Annotated in this window: 17 protein-coding genes and 1 pseudogene; 8 read left to right on the plus strand and 10 right to left on the minus strand. The window is 51.7% G+C overall.

Features of this window, described 5'->3' with window-relative positions; genetic code table 11:
- Positions 1-14: 14 nt before the first annotated feature.
- The 3 genes from AB9F26_RS12850 to AB9F26_RS12860 are packed head-to-tail and all read right to left on the minus strand — an operon-like array spanning position 15 to position 2,767.
- On the minus strand, positions 15-1,178 hold the full coding sequence (locus tag AB9F26_RS12850; protein WP_369768212.1) for a CCA tRNA nucleotidyltransferase: 1,164 nt from the start codon (positions 1,176-1,178) through the stop codon (positions 15-17).
- On the minus strand, positions 1,168-1,776 hold the full coding sequence (locus AB9F26_RS12855) for a CoA pyrophosphatase (RefSeq protein ID WP_052274901.1): 609 nt from the start codon (positions 1,774-1,776) through the stop codon (positions 1,168-1,170). Before AB9F26_RS12855 ends, AB9F26_RS12850 begins: the two co-directional genes overlap by 11 nt.
- Positions 1,760-2,767, minus strand: a complete 1,008-nt coding sequence (locus AB9F26_RS12860) for an Hsp33 family molecular chaperone HslO (protein WP_335583911.1) — start codon at positions 2,765-2,767, stop codon at positions 1,760-1,762. Before AB9F26_RS12860 ends, AB9F26_RS12855 begins: the two co-directional genes overlap by 17 nt.
- Positions 2,768-2,843: 76 nt before the next feature.
- On the opposite strand from AB9F26_RS12860, the gene AB9F26_RS12865 reads away from it, so the two are divergent.
- Positions 2,844-3,281 (plus strand): NUDIX hydrolase, encoded by a 438-nt coding sequence (locus AB9F26_RS12865; RefSeq protein WP_039002928.1) that lies wholly within the window; start codon positions 2,844-2,846, stop codon positions 3,279-3,281.
- Here AB9F26_RS12865 and AB9F26_RS12870 read toward each other — a convergent pair.
- Positions 3,262-4,569, minus strand: a complete 1,308-nt coding sequence (locus tag AB9F26_RS12870; RefSeq protein ID WP_335583912.1) for a fused response regulator/phosphatase — start codon at positions 4,567-4,569, stop codon at positions 3,262-3,264. The genes AB9F26_RS12865 and AB9F26_RS12870 overlap by 20 nt on opposite strands.
- 182 nt (positions 4,570-4,751) lie before the next feature.
- Here AB9F26_RS12870 and AB9F26_RS12875 point away from each other — a divergent pair, with 182 nt between their 5' ends.
- Entirely contained in the window at positions 4,752-5,069 is a 318-nt protein-coding gene (locus AB9F26_RS12875; RefSeq protein ID WP_335583913.1) for an Hpt domain-containing protein, read from the plus strand.
- Between the two features lie 8 nt (positions 5,070-5,077).
- On the opposite strand, the pseudogene ilvA reads toward AB9F26_RS12875, so the two are convergent.
- Both ilvA and AB9F26_RS12885 read right to left on the minus strand, forming a co-directional pair.
- Positions 5,078-6,324, minus strand: a pseudogene (gene ilvA / locus AB9F26_RS12880) (threonine ammonia-lyase IlvA).
- Positions 6,325-6,364: 40 nt separating this feature from the next.
- Positions 6,365-7,129 (minus strand): hypothetical protein, encoded by a 765-nt coding sequence (locus tag AB9F26_RS12885; protein ID WP_369768213.1) that lies wholly within the window; start codon positions 7,127-7,129, stop codon positions 6,365-6,367.
- A 162-nt stretch (positions 7,130-7,291) separates the two neighbouring features.
- Here AB9F26_RS12885 and AB9F26_RS12890 point away from each other — a divergent pair, with 162 nt between their 5' ends.
- Both AB9F26_RS12890 and msrA read left to right on the plus strand, forming a co-directional pair.
- Positions 7,292-8,536: an argininosuccinate synthase gene (locus tag AB9F26_RS12890; protein ID WP_335583916.1), complete on the plus strand. Its 1,245-nt coding sequence runs from the start codon at positions 7,292-7,294 to the stop codon at positions 8,534-8,536.
- Positions 8,537-8,712: 176 nt separating this feature from the next.
- Positions 8,713-9,381: a peptide-methionine (S)-S-oxide reductase MsrA gene (gene msrA, locus AB9F26_RS12895; protein WP_335583917.1), complete on the plus strand. Its 669-nt coding sequence runs from the start codon at positions 8,713-8,715 to the stop codon at positions 9,379-9,381.
- Here msrA and AB9F26_RS12900 read toward each other — a convergent pair.
- Complete coding sequence (locus AB9F26_RS12900; protein WP_335583918.1) at positions 9,378-10,253, minus strand: ribokinase; 876 nt, start codon at positions 10,251-10,253, stop codon at positions 9,378-9,380. The two genes, msrA and AB9F26_RS12900, sit on opposite strands and share 4 nt — an antisense overlap.
- Complete coding sequence (locus AB9F26_RS12905) at positions 10,250-12,511, minus strand: NADP-dependent malic enzyme (RefSeq protein ID WP_335583919.1); 2,262 nt, start codon at positions 12,509-12,511, stop codon at positions 10,250-10,252. The genes AB9F26_RS12900 and AB9F26_RS12905 overlap by 4 nt, the downstream gene beginning before the upstream one ends.
- Positions 12,512-12,664: 153 nt before the next feature.
- On the opposite strand from AB9F26_RS12905, the gene mutS reads away from it, so the two are divergent.
- Positions 12,665-15,283 (plus strand): DNA mismatch repair protein MutS, encoded by a 2,619-nt coding sequence (mutS, locus tag AB9F26_RS12910; protein ID WP_369768283.1) that lies wholly within the window; start codon positions 12,665-12,667, stop codon positions 15,281-15,283.
- A 32-nt stretch (positions 15,284-15,315) separates the two neighbouring features.
- On the opposite strand, the gene AB9F26_RS12915 is transcribed toward mutS, so the two are convergent.
- A complete protein-coding gene (locus AB9F26_RS12915; protein WP_039002857.1) occupies positions 15,316-15,876 on the minus strand; it encodes a nucleotide exchange factor GrpE in 561 nt (186 codons plus the stop codon).
- An 11-nt stretch (positions 15,877-15,887) separates the two neighbouring features.
- Positions 15,888-16,952 carry a heat-inducible transcriptional repressor HrcA gene (gene hrcA / locus AB9F26_RS12920; RefSeq protein ID WP_039002859.1) on the minus strand — a complete coding sequence of 355 codons (1,065 nt, stop codon included), beginning with the start codon at positions 16,950-16,952 and terminating at the stop codon, positions 15,888-15,890.
- 129 nt (positions 16,953-17,081) lie between these two features.
- Here hrcA and rph point away from each other — a divergent pair, with 129 nt between their 5' ends.
- The 3 genes from rph to AB9F26_RS12935 are packed head-to-tail and all read left to right on the plus strand — an operon-like array spanning position 17,082 to position 18,777.
- Positions 17,082-17,792, plus strand: coding sequence for a ribonuclease PH (rph, locus tag AB9F26_RS12925; RefSeq protein WP_039002935.1), 711 nt, complete (start codon positions 17,082-17,084; stop codon positions 17,790-17,792).
- Entirely contained in the window at positions 17,792-18,406 is a 615-nt protein-coding gene (rdgB, locus tag AB9F26_RS12930) for an RdgB/HAM1 family non-canonical purine NTP pyrophosphatase (protein WP_369768214.1), read from the plus strand. Before rph ends, rdgB begins: the two co-directional genes overlap by 1 nt.
- A complete protein-coding gene (locus AB9F26_RS12935; protein ID WP_039002862.1) occupies positions 18,403-18,777 on the plus strand; it encodes a RidA family protein in 375 nt (124 codons plus the stop codon). Before rdgB ends, AB9F26_RS12935 begins: the two co-directional genes overlap by 4 nt.
- Position 18,778 lies beyond the last annotated feature (1 nt).

The raw sequence follows: 18,778 nt of genomic DNA on the forward strand, positions 1-18,778 counted from the left end.
TTAACTGGCTGTAATTAAAAATCCTTCACGCGTTCAATAAGTGCGTGTCGCGACAATACAAAATCCGAATTAATCCATTCTTGTTCTAATTTTCTGAGAGCGTTGCCAAGCGCGGCCCCAGATAAGTTTGGCATTAAATCCGCCGCACTTACATTAAAAACCTGTGCCGCACCTCGAGCAACCTCAGATTTGGCATCAGGGTGCGGTGGTGTTTCAAAAACTGCGCTGCGCAAAAGCAGCACATCCAAAGCAGACCCGGCACCAAGCCGATACCCAAGCGCCGCAGCGCCGCTCGTTGAGCCGATCTCATTCCTCAAAGTATTATATTGCTTTGCATCTCTCTTGCTCAAACGCAGCGATTGTTCGATCTCCTGCCCGCCAAGGGTGGCTAGCCTTCTTATGGATTTTGGTTTCACATCGTTTTGAGTTTCAAAGTGAATCAAAATCGGTAGTGTCTTTGCGTCCATACCCACAACAAGCGCGCTTAGAACGCCAGATTGAGCCATAGCGGCCACGGCCGGCGCAGGATCAGCGGCCGCCAAAAGCTTCAACATCTCAGCGCCGATACGTTCGTTGGCCAAAGTCTCTATTCCAGCCAAATTCGCGCTACAGGCCGCCAAACCTTCAGCATCAATTCCTGTATTTGGATCGCCGTACCACGCATAAAACCGAAAAAAGCGCAGGATTCTGAGATAATCTTCGCGAATGCGGTCTTCGGCGTTTTCGATGAACCTAACCCGACGCGCAAGTAAATCTGGCAACCCGTTCAATGGATCCACAACAGTCCCCGCTGAATCCGCGTAAAGCGCGTTCATCGTGAAATCGCGTCGCCGCGCATCGTCTTTAATATTGGTCGAAAACGCTACAACAGCCCGTCGACCATCCGTTTCGACATCACGCCTAAATGTGGTGACCTCGTAAGGTGTTTTCCCCTGAACAAGTGTAACAGTCCCATGCTCGATACCTGTTTCAACGGCACGAATACCGTTCTCTTGCGCGAGCGCTAAAACGCGGGTTGGCTCTGCATCTGTCGCGATATCAATGTCATTTGTCGCAACCCCCAGCAAGGCATTGCGAACGCATCCGCCTACAAAATACGCCTGATGGCCCCCACTCTTAAGCATCGTAAAAATGGCTTGTGTCTTTGGATTATCTAGCCAACTTCCCTCAATGCGCATTGTTCAAACCGTCCGCCATGCGCCGTAAAACACGCGCGGTCGCACCCCAGATATAATAGGGTCCGAACGGCACTGTATAATAATTTCTCTCAACACCACGCCAGCTCCTAGACTGTACTTGGTAGCGTTCAATATCAAGCACATGCGCAAGAGGCACTCGAAAAACTTCAGCCACTTCACCCTGTTCCGGATTTGGTACGAATTCGGCTCTAACAAGGCCTAAAACAGGCGTCATTGTAAAGCCAGTGACGGTTTCATGCGGTGGTATCTGGCCCAAAACTTCGACATTGTCGCGCAAAAGTCCAATTTCTTCCTGCGCCTCTCGCAGGGCCGTCGTAACGAGGGTGTCATCCTCGGCATCGCGCTTCCCGCCAGGAAAGGCAATTTGGCCGGGATGGTGCTTAAGGTGAGATGCCCGTTTGGTCAAAATAAGCTGAAACCCACGGTCAGTTTCAATCACAGGCACAAGGACAGCCGCTTCACGCAAGGGACGGTTCGGGGGCAAAACGACATTTCTATTGAGATCAAAGTCAGAGGAGCCGCCCCGTGAGGCGGCATCCAGAATTGCTTGTAGAAGGTCTCTAGGCACTTGCCTCATCCGCATTTTTCACGACATCGCGCCCAACAGTAGCTGGATCCAACACATAATGCGCGCCACAAAACTGGCAGTCCGCAGTAATAGACCCGTCATCCTTTGTCATATACGCAAGGTCTTTCGGCGAATAGATCGACAGGGTTGTCGCGACCCGCTCGGCCGAACACGTACAACCAAACTCGACCGGCTGAGGATCATAAACGCGTGGCGCTTCCTCATGAAACAACCGCACCAGTAGCTGGGTTGGTGACACGATTGGCCCAATCAGTTCTAGCTGTTCAACTGAATCCAACAGAATGTTTGCGCGGTTCCAATTGTCTTCTTCATCCGGATCCAACATATCCGTTGCCGTCAAAAGCCCTTGATCGCCATTCGCCTCATCTTTTTTCGCAAACGGACTCGCTTTGGGCATATGTTGCAGCATCATACCACCAGCCCGCCAGCCTTCAACGCCGCCCTTTTCTGTCGAACGCCCGAAGATCAATTCAAACCGCGTGGCAAGTTGCTCGGATTGCGCGAAATACGTTTCGGCACATTCCGAGAGAGAATTTCCAGCGATCGGAGTGATCCCCTGATAGGGTTTCGATCCTGCGCCCTGATCGATCAGGATCGCAAAATATCCGCTACCAAGCTGCGCGAAGGCGGGGCCATTTGGGTCAACTCTCTCCGCATCATAGCTTGCATAGGCGCGCACACGTCCCGCATCGCCCTCCTTTGAAGGGCCGTAATAGTCGGTCGCAATCAAGCGGACAGGACCACCAGTTCCGCGGACTTGTAGCGACAGTTTCCAGTTCGATTTCATCGTTTGACCGATCAGCGCCGTCAATAACGTCATTTCCGCAACCAACGCCTCAATAGCTGGCGGATAGTCGTGCTGTTCCAAAACGGAATTCAACACGCCATCAAGGCGCGCGACGCGTCCACGGATGTCGGCGCGGTCAAGTTGAAAAGGGAGGACTGTGTCGTCCCAAGCAATTTTATTTCCAATAGTCATGGGGATTCCTTACGCTCGTTGCGTTGGCTTACAGCGACTATATAAGGGGTGCAATCAACAGTCCAAGGGTAGAATGATGATTAGACGGTTCGGAGAAGCGCCACTGCGGGGAAAAACCTATGTCTTACGGCCCGGAGCCTATGGTATTTTGGCGCGTGGTAACAAGCTGCTTGTGACCCTACAATCCAAACCCTACGTAGAATTTCAGCTGCCTGGTGGAGGCATTGATCTTGGAGAAAACGGAATTGCCGCCTTGCATCGCGAAGTGCGTGAAGAAACTGGTTGGAAAATATCTTCCCCAAAATTCATTGGGTCTTTTCGACGATTTGTTTTCATGCCCGAATATGAAATCTGGGCAGAAAAACTTTGTCATGTCTTCGCAGCCCAGCCCGTCTATCGATTGAGTGCGCCAACTGAACCTTTTCATACCGCTCATTGGATGACGATTAGAGAAGCGTCGTCCCTTTTGGGTAACGAAGGGGACAGGTATTTCGTTAGTCGTCTTGATCATTGAGCGAGACGGGTGGTGGGGGGCCGAATTCCACCATGGCTGCCGAAACATCATCGGGAAATTCCTTTTCTCCCGCGTATTCTTGTAAATCCCAAACGAGAGCTTCTAGCATCGCTGGCCCTTGGACATGTCGGTTTCTCCACAGAAGTGCTTCCAAGCCTTCTTCTTCGAGCATCACATCAAGAGCATTTGGGCACTCCGTAATACCATCAGAGAGGATCAATAATCGATCACCTTGCAACAATGTTGCGCGACATTCTTCATAGGTCGCGCCTTCAATAAGCCCTACGGGCATCCCTCCATTGCCGACATACTCTATTGTACCGTTCGCCCTTTGAATCGCGGGATGAGGATGGCCGGCTTGGGTTAAAACCACTTCACCCGTGACCAAATTCAAAATGGCGAGAACCAGCGTGAAGTAGTGTTCTGTATCCATTTCCTCTAGGCATAGGCGATTGAGAAGTTCTGTCGCCACAGCTGGTGGCCTTGCTGCAAAACCTCCTTTGCCATTTTTCTCCAACGCAACGTTTTGCTTGGGGGAGGCGCCAGAAAGATACCCCGCCAATCGGGCTGTCATTAGGGCCGAAGTAATGCCGTGCCCCGACACATCAATTGCATAAATCCCAATTTCTGTGTCGCTAATAGGAAACATGCCAACCAAATCCCCGCCAACATGCCCAGAAGGCCTTAACAATAGGGATATTTGAGCTGTTTCGAAGCTTCGATATCTTTCCTTCACTAGGGACTGCTGGAGTTTTTTTGCTTCAATAAGGTCACGATCCAACGTGTCATAAAGCGCTGATATTTCCTCTAGAGTGCGGGAGACCAACGCATTTTTTTCAATCAGCTCGCGCTCCATGCTCAAAATTCGCTCAGCAGCAGTGATTCTCGCACGTAACTCATTGGATGAAACGGGCTTTGTTAAAAAATCGTCGGCGCCAACTTCGAGGCCATGCGCAACCTCCTCCTTCTCACTTTTGGAAGTCAAAAGGATGAAGTACCCATATTTTTTCTTGTCTAACTGGCGGAATATTTGGCAAAATTCCACTCCACTCATTCCCGGCATCATCCAGTCACTTAGAATGAGATCTGCGCTGTGAGTCTGAAGGATTTCAAGGGCTTCATCGCCAGATCCGGCTTCCAGAACAGAGAACCCCCATCGCTTCAACATCGTCGAAAGGAGGCGGCGCTGTGCACGACTATCGTCGACCACCAAAATACGTTTTATTGCGCCCTCAACTGCTTTGGGTATGGCGGCTTTTTCTATGTTGCTAGACATAATTGCGGACATTTTTTTGGTCGCTCCTAGGGGTTCTACCTCCCCTCCTGACACATGCAGCTTAACAGTCGATGAAGCCTAAAATTCGATAGGATTTAGTAATTTCAGTTACGTATTATTAAGTTTAGTCCAATAAATATTCTTCGATAGGATTGGTTCCGGCAATAATTAGAGATGAGCTTTTGGAGTAGACAATGATCGATTGGGATCGCGTAAATGAACTTCGAGAAGAAGTGGGCATCGAGGACTTTCAGGAGGTAGCCGACCTATTTCTGGAGGAAGTCGATGAGGTAATTGAACGGTTGAAGTCGACTAACGGTACAATCTCCCTCGAAGAAGAGATGCATTTTTTAAAAGGCAGCGCCCTTAACTTGGGCTTCACACTCATGGGACAAGTTTGCCAGCAAGGAGAAAAGGCGGCATCCGGTGGGCGAAAAGAGGAAGTCGATTTGCCTCGATTATTTAAGGCGTATGAAGACTCCAAAGTGGAGTTCCTTGCAAATCAGCCATAGCTGTCGCATCAAATTAGGAATTCTGCAAGCGTTTGATCGGACGTTATATCCCGATATGCAAACCCAGCCTTTTCCATTTTTCCCAACAAAATAGGAAAATTCCTGGCGCTTCTGGTTTCAATACCAATAAGCACGCTTCCAAAGTTTCGAGCAGACTTTTTCATATACTCAAATCGAGCGATGTCGTCGTCTGGTCCCAGCATAAGCAGAAAATCCTTAAGCGCTCCTGGTCTTTGCGGAAGCCGAAGAATGAAGTATTTTTTCACTCCCAAAAACCGTTGAGCGCGCTCTTTAACTTCGGGGAGTCGCTCAAAATCAAAGTTCCCCCTGACGTCACACATATTATTGTTTTCCCTCGGATTTCACCCGCAATATCTCCCAGAGCATCGATAGACATAGCCCCTGCGGGCTCAAGAACAACTCCTTCTACATTCAACATTTCAAGAATGGTCGAACAAATGCGATCTTCGGGTACGGACAAGACGTTTTCCAACTCAACCGTTGAAAGAGCCACAAAATTCAACGCTCCAATACGTGCGACTGAAGCACCGTCCACGAAGTTATCTACTCGGCCCAAAGTGACCGGTGCTCCGGTATTGAGAGCGGCGGTTAGGCTTTTTGCACCTTCGGGTTCGATATATTTAAGCGATGTTTCGGATGCCTCAGACGCAAAATACTTGGTAACCCCAGCAGAAAGCCCCCCTCCTCCCACAGGGAGAACCATCATATCAGGCGCACGACCGAGTTGGGCCAAAGCCTCTACGGCAACACTCGCTTGCCCCTCGATCACATCCTCATCGTCAAATGGTGCGAGGAAATGACCACCCGCCTGTGCGCAATACACCTGAGCCGCGGCTAAAGTCGCATCAAAATAATCGCCCACCAAACGGATTTCGACGAAATCCTTCCCAAAAATTTCAGTCTTCTGAATCTTTTGTTACGGTGTTGTGACGGGCATATAGATCACGCCCTTCACCCCAAAATGCTGGCAAACAAACGCGACGCCCTGTGCATGGTTTCCCGCACTCGCGCATACAAACAACTCTTGGGCTGGATCGTTGGCCCGCACCTTGGACATCGCATTAAACGCGCCACGAATTTTATAACTCCGGACGGGGCTTAAATCTTCGCGTTTGAGCCAAATATCGGCGTCGAATTTCGCAGAGAGGTGATCATTGCGCAATAACGGCGTCGCGGGAAAGAGCGCCCGCATTGCTTCGGTTGCCGCACGGGCTTTTTGGGAAAAATCGTTCATGCCCCAAGATGTCGCGCGAATTGCACTTCAGAGCAAGGCCCTAAGGCAATTCGCGTCCTTCAATCGCCATGCCGTAAATTGTGGTCAATATACTCACGCCGACCATCGTACTGATCCAACCGATCACACCATTCTGGATTATCATAGAGATCAGCCCCGTGGGGAAAAGTAGCCCAGTTAACCAATAAAGCGCGACTGATACGGCAAATACAATAAACGCGAGCGTCAAAATCGCCCCGCGCAATTCACTCGTCGCGTTCCACGCTTCCCTCAACGACATAGATTTACCCAACGCCACCGCAGGAAGAACCGGAGAAAGGCGATAGAATACGGCGAAGGCTGGAATATAAAGAAGAAATATGAGTATCATTTCGGCATTTAGCCCAAGGGACGTCAATAATGGCCTTAGCACGTACATTATCGCTCCTACTATAAATCCTATAATAAACATGACAACGAAACCGACCAATCCAATCAATATGCCCCGCCAAAAATAACTGAGCACTACGCGTCCTTCGAAAGGTGGCAATACCCCGCCGCTATTTTCCCCAAGCAATACATAGCGGTGCCAAGACACTGCAATCCAAAGGCCAGCCACAATGGAAATTATGATACCAGCCAAACTCGAGAGGAGTACTGGGGCAGTTAATTCGCCTCCTACTTCGGCCATTTCAACCAACGGCTTAAGAAGAAAATATTGTGCGGCAAGAACCGCCGCATAGAGAACGCCAGAAATCTGCAAGGATGCTTTGAAATCACTAAAAACCATTCTTATAGAATGGGTAAACATTTTCCAGCCAAGCATGGTCTCTCCAACAAAATTTTTCAATCAGATAGCTCTATCAGGCCGAAAACCTTCAGGTCAACGCACATCAACCTTTTCGAAATTCTCCCACTTTCATTCGCTAGACTTGCCCCACCGCACAAAACCCTGTAACGCCACGGCGATACCCATATGGAGAAGATCATGTCTGCGCCCAAAACCGCCCCCAAGAAAGTTGTTCTGGCCTATTCCGGTGGCCTTGATACCTCGATAATCCTTAAATGGCTTGAGATCGAATACGGCTGCGAGGTTATAACCTTCACCGCCGACTTGGGCCAAGGCGAAGAGCTTGAGCCCGCACGTGCGAAGGCCGAGCTTTTGGGCGTGAAGCCTGAGAATATTTACATCGAAGACCTGCGCGAAGAGTTCGTGCGCGATTTCGTTTTCCCAATGTTCCGCGCAAACGCACAGTATGAAGGGCTTTACCTTCTGGGTACGTCTATCGCGCGTCCACTGATTTCCAAGCGTTTGGTCGAAATCGCCGCCTCAACTGGGGCCGACGCGGTCGCCCACGGAGCGACAGGTAAGGGCAACGATCAGGTCCGGTTTGAACTTGCCGCTTATGCGCTCAACCCAGAAATCAAAGTGATCGCCCCCTGGCGCGAATGGGATCTACAAAGCCGCACCAAGCTCATTGAGTTTGCGGAACTGCACCAAATCCCAATCGCCAAAGACAAACGCGGTGAAGCGCCTTTCTCGGTTGATGCGAACTTGCTGCACACGTCCTCCGAAGGCAAAGTCCTCGAAGACCCCGCCATTGACGCGCCCGATTATGTGTACCAGCGCACGGTTCACCCCGAAGATGCGCCGAACACGCCCGAATTCATTGAGATTACCTTTGAAAAAGGCGATGCGACGGCAATTGATGGCGTTGAAATGTCACCAGCAACAATCCTGACCAAGCTCAACGAACTAGGCGGCAAACATGGTTGTGGGCGCCTCGACCTTGTTGAGGGTCGTTTTGTTGGCATGAAATCCCGCGGTATTTACGAAACACCCGGCGGCACGCTTTTGCTTGAAGCGCACCGTGGCATTGAATCCATCACAATGGATCGTGGCGCGATGCACCTCAAAGACGAGTTGATGCCAAAATATGCCGAGCTCATTTACAACGGTTTCTGGTTCTCTCCGGAACGCGAAATGCTGCAGGCCGCGATCGACCATTCTCAAGAACACGTGACCGGAACGGTACGCCTCAAGCTTTATAAAGGTCTTTCGCGCACCGTCGGCCGCTGGTCGGATCACAGCCTCTATTCCGAGAGTCATGTGACTTTTGAAGAGGATGCTGGCGCCTATGATCAAAAAGACGCAGCGGGCTTCATTCAGCTTCAAGCCTTGCGCCTAAAACTTATCGCAATGCGCAATCGCCGCGTTAAATCACTTAAATAATGTCATGGGCTGCCGAATTGATTTTGGCAGCCCATTTTTTCGACCTAAGTGATTTTAGAACCCCGACTCCCCATATTTCATCCAGTAAAGACTGCTCAAGCTTGCGTGACATTCTGTTTCAAGGGATTGCAATGATTCCAAAATGAGCAAAAAGATTGGGTAACGAGGAGATCAATATGAAAAACCTATCGTACAGCTTTAAATCCATCACTCTGGCAATTGCCTTAACGCTTGGGTTTATCCTTCACTGCGATCCCGCAAGTGCTGGAAAAAGCGAGACGCTTGTGGTTGCCGGTGGCTGTTTTTGGTGTGTCGAAAGCGATTTTGAATCGGTGTCGGGCGTAATAGAGGCGGTGTCCGGCTATACGGGCGGGACTATCGCCAACCCGACCTATAAAATCGTTTCTAAGGGTGGATCCGGTCACTTTGAAGCGGTCAAAATCACTTATGACAGCGCAAAAATTGACCGTTCCAAATTGCTGGATCTCTTTCTGCGCTCCGTCGATGTTACGGACGCGGGAGGTCAGTTCTGTGATCGTGGCGACAGTTACCGCACCGCGATATTCGTCTCTAATCAGGCGGAATTGGACATCGCCAACGCCGCCATTTCCAAAGCTCAAACGGAACTTGGACAAAAGATTGTCACACCAGTATTGAACGCAAAAACCTTTTATGTGGCCGAAGCGAACCACCAGAATTATTACAAAGGCAACAAACGGGTTCTTACACGTTTTGGTCCTGTGAAGCAGTCCACTGCCTATGAAAAATACCGCAAAGGATGCGGCCGCGACGCCAAAGTCCTAGCACTCTGGGGTAGCGCCGCGCCGTTTGCGCAGGGCCACTAACTTTGCTGACTAAGGAAAACATCGACCTCTACACGTGCGGGAATGGCTTCAGCTGCACCCGCGCGGGTAACTTTGATCGCTGCCGCTGCTGACGCCAACTTCAAGGCCTGCGCGACGTCAGCTCCCTGATCGCGCGCCGCCGCGAAATACCCCGCGAATGTGTCCCCCGCGCCTGTGGTATCAACAGGAATAACCGAAAAACTTTCGACGTTTAAGTTTGATCCGTTTCCATGCCATTGAGCGCCTTTTGACCCGAGCGTCACAAGGGTCTCTGGGACTGGTAGGTTTTCAATATTCGTCCCTAACGCGGCACAAAGCTGTGCTGCTTCGCCTTCGTTCATCGCAAGCATCGAAACAAAAGGCAAAACTGCCCGCACCGCTTCAATGGAAAATGGCGCAGCGGAATACACGACCCGAATACCCTTTTTTTGGGCCAACTCCGCTGCAAACGCTTGGTGGGATGTCTCGTTCTGCAACAATAGAGTATCTCCCGCCTTCCCTGCCTCCAAAGCCCGTGAAATCTCGCTTTCACTGAGGGAAACATTGGCGCCCGGAAAGAGAACAATCGCGTTCTCGGCGTTTGCATCGACATTGATAATTGCATGCCCTGTGGGTGTTTGAATTTGCGAAACCCCGTCCACATTTACGCCCAATTCCGCAAGCTTTTCCCGCGCCCAAACACCATCAGGACCTACGGCACCAATATGAAAAACATCCGAACCCGCTCGCGCTGCGGCAACGGACTGGTTTGTGCCCTTCCCGCCCAAGCCGATCGAAAAACCCGTCGCCGCCAAAGTTTCCCCAGGTAATGGCAAATGCGGTACTGAATAAACGTGATCCGCGTTTATGGATCCTAGATTAAAGACCGTCATTTTTTCTCCTTACAGGCAGCAAGTATCGCCATGTTTAGAATGTCACTCGATGTGGACACTGTTGAGCAAATCTGGATGGATTGGTCAATTCCGGTGAGGATTGGGCCAATTACGGTTGCTCCGGCCATCTCCTGCATCAGCTTCACCGAAATACTCGCGGAATGGCGCGCCGGGACCACAAGGACGTTGGCGGGCCCTGACAGGCGACTGAAAGGATAATGCGACATAGCTTGTGGGTTCAGCGCCACATCGACGGTCATTTCGCCTTCGAACTCAAAGTCTACGCCACGTTGTTCTAAAACTTTCGGCGCTTGGTGCATTTTTTCTGCGCGTTCCGAAACAGGGGAACCGAAGGTCGAAAAGCTCACGAAGGCAACGCGGGGTTCTAGTCCAAGCGTCCGCGCAACTTCTGCGCCGCGTTCCGCAATCGTTGCCAAGTCTTCCTGATCTGGCCACTCGTGTACCAGTGTATCTGTGATCAACACGATGCGCCCATTCAACAAAAGCGCCGTCACACCCACGGCACCATCCTCGGCACGTGCATCAAATACATGATTGAGAAGCCCCAAAACATGCGCAGATTTTCGGGTCGCCCCTGTCACCAAACCATCACCATGCCCATGTGCCAACATAAGCGCAGAGAAGACGTGGCGATCCCGAGAAGCAAGTCGGTTCACATCCTGACGATCATGACCGCTACGTTGTAACTTATTGTAAAGATAGTCTTTATAAGTATCCAGATGCGGGGTGTTCGCGGCGTTAACAATCTCCAACTCGCCGAAAGCATCCCCCATTCCTACGGACCCCAAAAGCTCCTCCACACCACTTTCGCGGCCAACGACAAGCGCTTTACCGAGACCCGATCGTTGGTAATTAACGGCGGCGCGCAATACGCGAATATCGTCGCCCTCGGCAAAAATCATACGGGCCTGACGGGCCTTAGCACGTGCATTAATCGAGCGCAGAATGTGGGCTGTTGGGTCCATTCGGGCCCGCAGGCTTTCCTCATATCCGACCATATCGATAATTGGACGTCGCCCGACCCCCGTGTCCATCCCCGCTTTTGCAACGGCGGGCGGCACGACATAAATCAAACGCGGGTCAAACGGCGTCGGAATAATATAATCGCGCCCGAATTGAAGTTTCCGACCATAAGCCATCGCAACCTCGTCAGGAACTTCTTCACGTGCCAAGTCCGCGAGTGCATGTGCGCAGGCAATTTTCATTTCATCGTTGATGGCGCGAGCACGGATATCGAGCGCGCCTCGGAATAAGTACGGAAACCCCAACACGTTGTTAACTTGGTTCGGGTAATCACTGCGACCCGTGGCAACAATGGCGTCGGGGCGCACCGCGTGGGCTTCTTCGGGAGTGATTTCCGGATCAGGGTTGGCCATGGCGAAAATTACGGGATCTTTCGCCATGCTCGCGACCATCTCTGGGGTCACAGCGCCCTTTGCGGACACGCCCAAAAAGATATCGGCGTCCTGCATCGCTTCTTCCAGAGTTCGTAGGTCGGTTAGGGCCGCATGGGCGGATTTCCATTGGTTCATACCCTCGGTACGGCCTTGATAAATAACACCTTTTGTGTCGCACATGATGCAATTATTGTGCTGCGCACCCATGGATTTTATCAACTCAAAACAGGCAATACCCGCAGCTCCAGCACCGTTCAAAACAATGCGGACATCCTCTATTTTCTTACCAGAGATTTTCAACGCGTTGATCAATCCAGCCGCGCAAATAACCGCTGTTCCGTGCTGATCGTCGTGGAAAACCGGAATGTCCATTTCCTCTTTGAGGCGTTGTTCAATGATAAAACACTCGGGTGCTTTAATATCTTCAAGGTTAATCCCGCCAAAACTGGGCCCCATCAAACGCACAGCATTGATAAAGGCTTCGGGGTCCTCGGTGTCCAACTCAATATCAATCGAGTTCACATCCGCGAAGCGTTTAAACAGGACGGCCTTACCCTCCATAACGGGTTTAGACGCGAGGGCGCCAAGGTTTCCTAACCCCAAAACCGCCGTTCCGTTCGTAATAACCGCGACCAAATTTCCCTTGTTTGTATAGTCATACGCAGCGTCTGGGTTTTTGGCGATGGCCTCGCACGGAACGGCAACACCGGGCGAATACGCCAAGGATAGATCGCGCTGGGTGGTCATAGGGGTAGACGGCGAGACATCAAATTTTCCCGGTCTGGGCTCCATGTGATATGCGAGTGCGTCGGCGTCTGTGATTGTCATTTTTGTGGACATTTGGGCCTGTATCCTTTTGCAAGACTTTCATCCAATAGAACTTCGCGCCAAGGGTCAACATTCGCCTTTCGTAAGGACGGCTGGCTTTGTAGAGTTGGGCCAGAATTATCTGGGGACGAGGCCGTGAGCACTGCAAATACAACTGTGACACCGATGATGGCGCAATATCTTGATCTGAAGGCGCAATATCCGAACGCGCTGCTGTTTTATCGCATGGGCGATTTCTATGAGATGTTCTTTGATGATGCGATTGCGGGGGCCGCGGCGCTGGATATTGCTCTTACCAAGCGCGGAAAGCATGAAGGCAATGATATTGCCATGTGTGGCGTCCCGATACATGCGTCTGAAGGGTATCTTCATACCCTAATTAAAAAGGGATTTCGCGTCGCAGTTTGCGAGCAAATGGAAAGCCCGACAGAAGCCAAAAAACGCGGGTATAAGGCGATTGTCCGGCGGGATGTCGTGCGGCTGGTCACGCCAGGAACCCTGACTGAAGACAGCTTGTTGGACGCGCGCAAACACAACTACCTTGCCGCTTTTTCTGAGGTTCGGGATCAGGCAGCCTTGGCTTGGGTCGATATTTCAACGGGTGCGCTGCATGTGATTGAAACAAACGCCACTCGATTGGGGCCGGAAATGGCACGTTTGATGCCGTCCGAACTGGTTGTTTCTGAGTCAAATATTGAGGATTACTTCGAATTAGAGACTGATTTTGGTCTTTCGCTCACGCCGCTTTCCCGAGCCAGTTTCGATAGCTCCGCCGCCGAACAACGCATTTTGGCGCTTTTCAAGGTTGGCTCTCTGGATGCGTTTGGAGCCTTTACCCGCGCTGAAATATCGGCTCTTGGCGCGATTATCGACTATCTTGAGATCACCCAAAAGGGCAAGCTCCCTCTCCTTCGCGCCCCGCAAAAAGAGACAGCCGGTGGAACGGTGCAGATCGATGCGGCGACCCGTCGAAATCTCGAGATCACGCAAAGCATGTCGGGGGGACGCGAAGGTTCTCTGCTTTCTGCAGTTGATCGCACCCTCACCGCAGGAGGGGGACGCCTTCTGACGCGTCGTCTTTCGGCCCCATCCACCGACCTCAAAACCATTCATGCCCGACAAGACGCCGTATCCTTTACACTTGAAAACGGCGCTGTGGCCGACAGCATCCGCGAAGCCCTTCGTCGCACACCCGATTTGGACCGCGCCCTTTCGCGCCTCAGCCTTGAGCGCGGTGGCCCTCGAGATTTGGCGGCCATTCGCAACGGGTTGAACCAAGCGGAGCAGATCGGGAAATCTTTGCCGTCGACCCTACCCGAACTACTCCAGGTGGCAGCGGACGCATTTAAAAATCACACTGCGCTAATTGATCTTCTCGAACAGGCTCTCGTTGCAGAACCGCCGCTCCTTGCTCGTGATGGGGGCTTTATCGCACCAGGATATAACGAAGACCTAGACGAAGCACGAAAGCTTCGGGACGAAGGGCGAAGCGTTATTGCTGCGCTTCAAGCTGAGTATATCGAGACTGCGGGGATATCCGCCTTAAAAATCAAGCACAATAATGTGCTTGGGTATTTCATCGAAACAACGGCGGCGCATGCGGATAAAATGCTCGCGGCTCCTCTCTCGGAAAAATTCATTCACCGCCAGACAACCGCGAACCAGGTCCGTTTCACGACCCTAGAACTTTCAGAAATGGAGACCAAAATTCTGAATGCTGGTGGACGCGCGTTGGAAATTGAAAAGCGGCTCTATTCTAGCCTAACACAGTCGATTCTTGCGGAATCCGGCCCCATAGGAAACGCCGCGTCGGCGCTTTCAGAATTTGATTTATCGCTGTCTTTTGCGGATCTTGCGACTGGCGAGAACTGGTGCAAACCCTTGGTCGACAATAGCCGGTGTTTTGAGGTTGTCGCAGGACGGCATCCCGTCGTTGAACGTGCGTTACGCAAGCAAAGCGGCGCGCCTTTCGTGGCTAATGATTGCCAACTGACAACGCAGGCTGATGGCGCGCAGATTTGGCTACTGACAGGTCCGAACATGGCGGGTAAATCGACGTTCCTTCGCCAAAATGCCCTTATTGCGCTGCTCGCACAGGTGGGCAGTTTTGTTCCTGCGGACGGTGTTAAAATCGGCCTTGTGAGCCAGATTTTCTCCCGCGTTGGCGCCAGTGACGACCTTGCGCGGGGGCGATCAACGTTTATGGTCGAGATGGTCGAGACCGCTGCGATTCTCAATCAAGCAGACGACCGCGCGCTTGTTATTTTGGACGAAATCGGGCGCGGCACGGCAACATATGATGGGCTTTCCATCGCTTGGGCAACGCTCGAACACTTACACGACGCAAACAAATGCCGCGCGCTGTTTGCCACGCATTACCATGAAATGACCGCTCTTTCGGACAAGCTAAAGGGGGTGGAAAACGCGACAGTCACCGTGAAGGAGTGGGAGGGCGACGTCATATTTTTGCACGAGGTCAAAAAAGGCGCCGCGGATAGATCTTACGGGGTTCAGGTCGCCAAGCTTGCAGGTCTTCCGGAGTCCGTCGTCAATCGTGCACGCGTTGTTTTGGATGCGTTGGAAAAAGGCGAACGGGAGGGCGGCAAACAAAGGGCGTTTATTGACGATCTTCCGTTGTTTTCAATCCAGCCCACCCCTCCGCCGATCGTGCAAAACTCGAGCGAAATAGAGGAGGCATTGGCGGATATTCATCCAGATGAAATGACGCCGAGAGAAGCGCTTCAAGCACTATATGTCCTAAAAGAAAAGGCGCGACCCAGCTAAGTGTCGCGCCCTAAACTTCAATGGTTTTTCAATTATTTAGGCTGTGAACTCACGCCAACATGAGCCGGACGCAAGAGCCGATCATGAAGCATAAAGCCCTCGGCCATCACCTGAATGATGTCGCCAGCAACCGTGTTTGGAACGGGCGCTTCAAACATCGCTTCGTGGCGTTGCGGATCAAATCTCTCGCCAACTTCTGGCAAAATCCGTTCAATTCCATGTTTGGCGAATACGTTAAGAAGCTCGCGCATCGTCAACTCGATACCTTCCAAAAGGGCCGCGTTCGTTGCCCGCTGGCCTTCATCAATCGCATCAAGTGCGCGCTTCATATTATCGTAAACCGGTAGCATATCGCGTGCCAATTTAGACCCGCCGTAATTCTCTGCTTCCCGGCGATCGCGGTCCGACCGTTTGCGCGCATTTTCCGCATCCGCAAGGGCGCGCATAAAGCGATCCCGGAAATCGTCCCGTTCTTTGGTAACAATTGAAAGCTCGTCCGCCTCAGCGTCCGCCTCCAAAATATCGTCCGCATAAAGTTCGGCCTCCACGGCCTCTGGATCATCTAAAAATTCGTCGTTTCTAGGCTCTGCCATCTTACTTTTCCTTAGCCTTGATCTGAAATCAGGCGACCAACAAGTTGCGCCGTGTAGTCCACAATCGGCACAATACGTCCATAATTTAAGCGCGTCGGTCCTATGACCCCTACCGCGCCCACAATTTTTCGCTCAGCGTTCATATACGGTGAAACCACCAAAGAGGAACCCGAAAGTGAAAATAATTTGTTTTCCGAGCCAATAAAGATGCGAACACCTTCGCCTTCTTGGGTTAATTCAAGAAAATCGGCAATATCCCGCTTGCGTTCGAGATCATCAAAGAGCGAACGTATACGCTCCAAGTCCTTTTCATCGACCTCCCCCTCAAGAAGATTCGACCGACCGCGCACGATGAGGCGCTCATGCCGTTCACCTTTATTCACCCACTGCGCCAAACCGTCCTCGACCATCGCGCGTGCGAGAACGTCGAGTTCCTGCCGTCGCGATGAAATTTCTCGCAAAATAACGGCCGAAAGTTCACTCAGTGTCTTGCCTTCGGCGACTGCGTTGAGGAAATTTGCCGCTTCGCGCATCGAACTCGGCGTTTGCCCGTGCGGGGGTGTGAAAACGCGGTTTTCGACGTGTCCGTCGGCAAAAACGAGAACAACCAGCGCACGATCCGGCCCAAGGCTGACAAATTCAATATGCTTAATCGGCGCTTCATGTTTTGGCGACAAAACAAGGCTCGCCCCATGCGTTAGGCCCGAAAGTGCGGAACCGACCCGATCCAACATGCTTGTCATATCGCGCTCGTTGCTTCCTAGGGTTTCGTCAATGCGCCGCTGGTCTTCGGTCGCAAGGTCGCCAACCTCAAGAAGCCCATCTACAAACATTCGCAGGCCCGATTGCGTAGGAATACGACCCGCAGAGACGTGAGGACTGCCGAGCAACCCCAAAATTTCGAGATCTTGCATCACATTACGAATAGTCGCAGCCGATACTTTCTCGGTCATACTCCGCGTCAAAGTGCGGCTACCTACGGGTTCGCCATTGTTCAAGTACCCCTCAACAACCCGACGGAAAACCTCCCGACTTCTCGCGTTCATATCCTTAAGAATTTCGGATTGTGTATTCATAGTCTCCCGCATTCAGCCAACAATAGTTGGCGATCTACATTAGATGGGTTTATGGGAGAACGTCAATCGCCCTTGCAAAATCTAAGGAAAGCAGGGTATCTGGACACGCCCATAATAAAGGATTTTCCCATGCGCCCCTCTGGTAGAAATGTAGATCAAATGCGTTCGATTTCGATCGAAACCAATGTCACCAAGCATGCAGAGGGCTCCTGTCTGATTAAGTGCGGCGATACGCATGTGCTTTGCACCGCGACGATTGATGAGCGTGTACCGCCTTTCATGAAAAACTCTGGCCTTGGATGGGTAACGGCCGAATACGGCATGCTTCCACGCGCCACTAACACGCGTATGCAACGTGAAGCAAAAAAAGGACAATCGGGACGCACGCAAGAAATTCAACGGCTGATCGGCCGCTCCCTGCGGGCGGGTGTAGATCGTGTTGCCTTGGGCGAACGTCAGATCACAATCGACTGTGACGTCATTCAAGCCGACGGCGGAACCCGTTGTGCGTCAATCACTGGCGGTTGGGTGGCGTTAAAACTTGCTGTAAACAAGTTGATGAAAATTGGCGACGTCATTTCCGACCCCCTCACTGATCCGGTTGCCGCCATTTCCTGTGGTATTTACGCCGGCCAAGAGGTTTTGGATCTCGACTATCCTGAAGATTCCGAAGCGGGCGTGGACGGAAATTTTGTTATGACCGGCTCTGGTAAACTTATCGAAATCCAAATGTCAGCCGAGGGTTCGGTCTTTTCACGCCAGCAATTGAACGGCCTGTTGGACTTGGCTCAAAAAGGTGTCGACGAACTCGTCGCCGCTCAAAAAGCAGCCACAAGTTAATGCGCAGTTTGACCGAGAAAAAAGTCGTTCTTGCGAGCCATAATGCGGGAAAGTTGCGGGAAATTGCAGCGCTGCTTCTGCCCTATGGCATCGAAGTTGTGTCCGCAGGTGAACTTGGCCTTGAGGAGCCTGCGGAGACTGAAGACACGTTCGAAGGTAACGCGCGGATTAAGGCGCATTTCGCAGCCAAAGCATCAGGCCTACCTGCGCTTTCGGATGATAGCGGATTGTCAGTCGAAGCCCTTAATGGCGCACCTGGTGTTTACACCGCCGATTGGGCCGAAACACCAAATGGCCGCGATTTTCCGATGGCGATGAAAAAGGTTTGGGACATGTTAGAGGCCGATGGCGCGCCGCACCCACGGAGCGCCGCTTTCAACTGCACGCTTTGCTTGGCGTGGCCTGATGGTCACGACGAAATCTTTGCGGGCAAAGTCGACGGCACGCTCTCATGGCCAATACGCGGCGAACTCGGGTTTGGATTCGACCCCATCTTTACCCCAAACGGCGAATTCGAGACGTTTGGCGAGATGGACCCCGCTAAGAAAAACGATATGTCCCATCGTGCCAATGCCTTTGCAAAGTTTAAAAAAATTCTGGAGACTTCTGTATGAAGCGGATTTCGACCGGTTCCGACTTTGAAAAAACCTTTGGCTATTCTCGCGCCATCGTGAAGGGAAATTGGTGCTTTGTATCCGGCACGACGGGATACGACTATGCAACGATGGTGATGCCAGACAGCGTGGCCGAACAAGCCCGTAACTGCTTCGCAACCATCGGCGCGGCCTTGATCGAAGGCGGCTTTGAAATGTCAGATATCGTACGCGTTCAATACACCCTCACAGACGCTGCATTGATAGACGAATTGCTACCAGAGCTCGGCGCGGCATTGTCCGAAGTGCGCCCTGCGGCAACCATGATTATTTCCGATTTGATCAAACCGGAAATGAAGATTGAAATCGAAGTAACGGCGATGAAAGTTTGAT

Source organism: Falsihalocynthiibacter sp. BN13B15, assembly GCF_041205415.1.
GTDB lineage: Bacteria > Pseudomonadota > Alphaproteobacteria > Rhodobacterales > Rhodobacteraceae > Falsihalocynthiibacter > Falsihalocynthiibacter arcticus.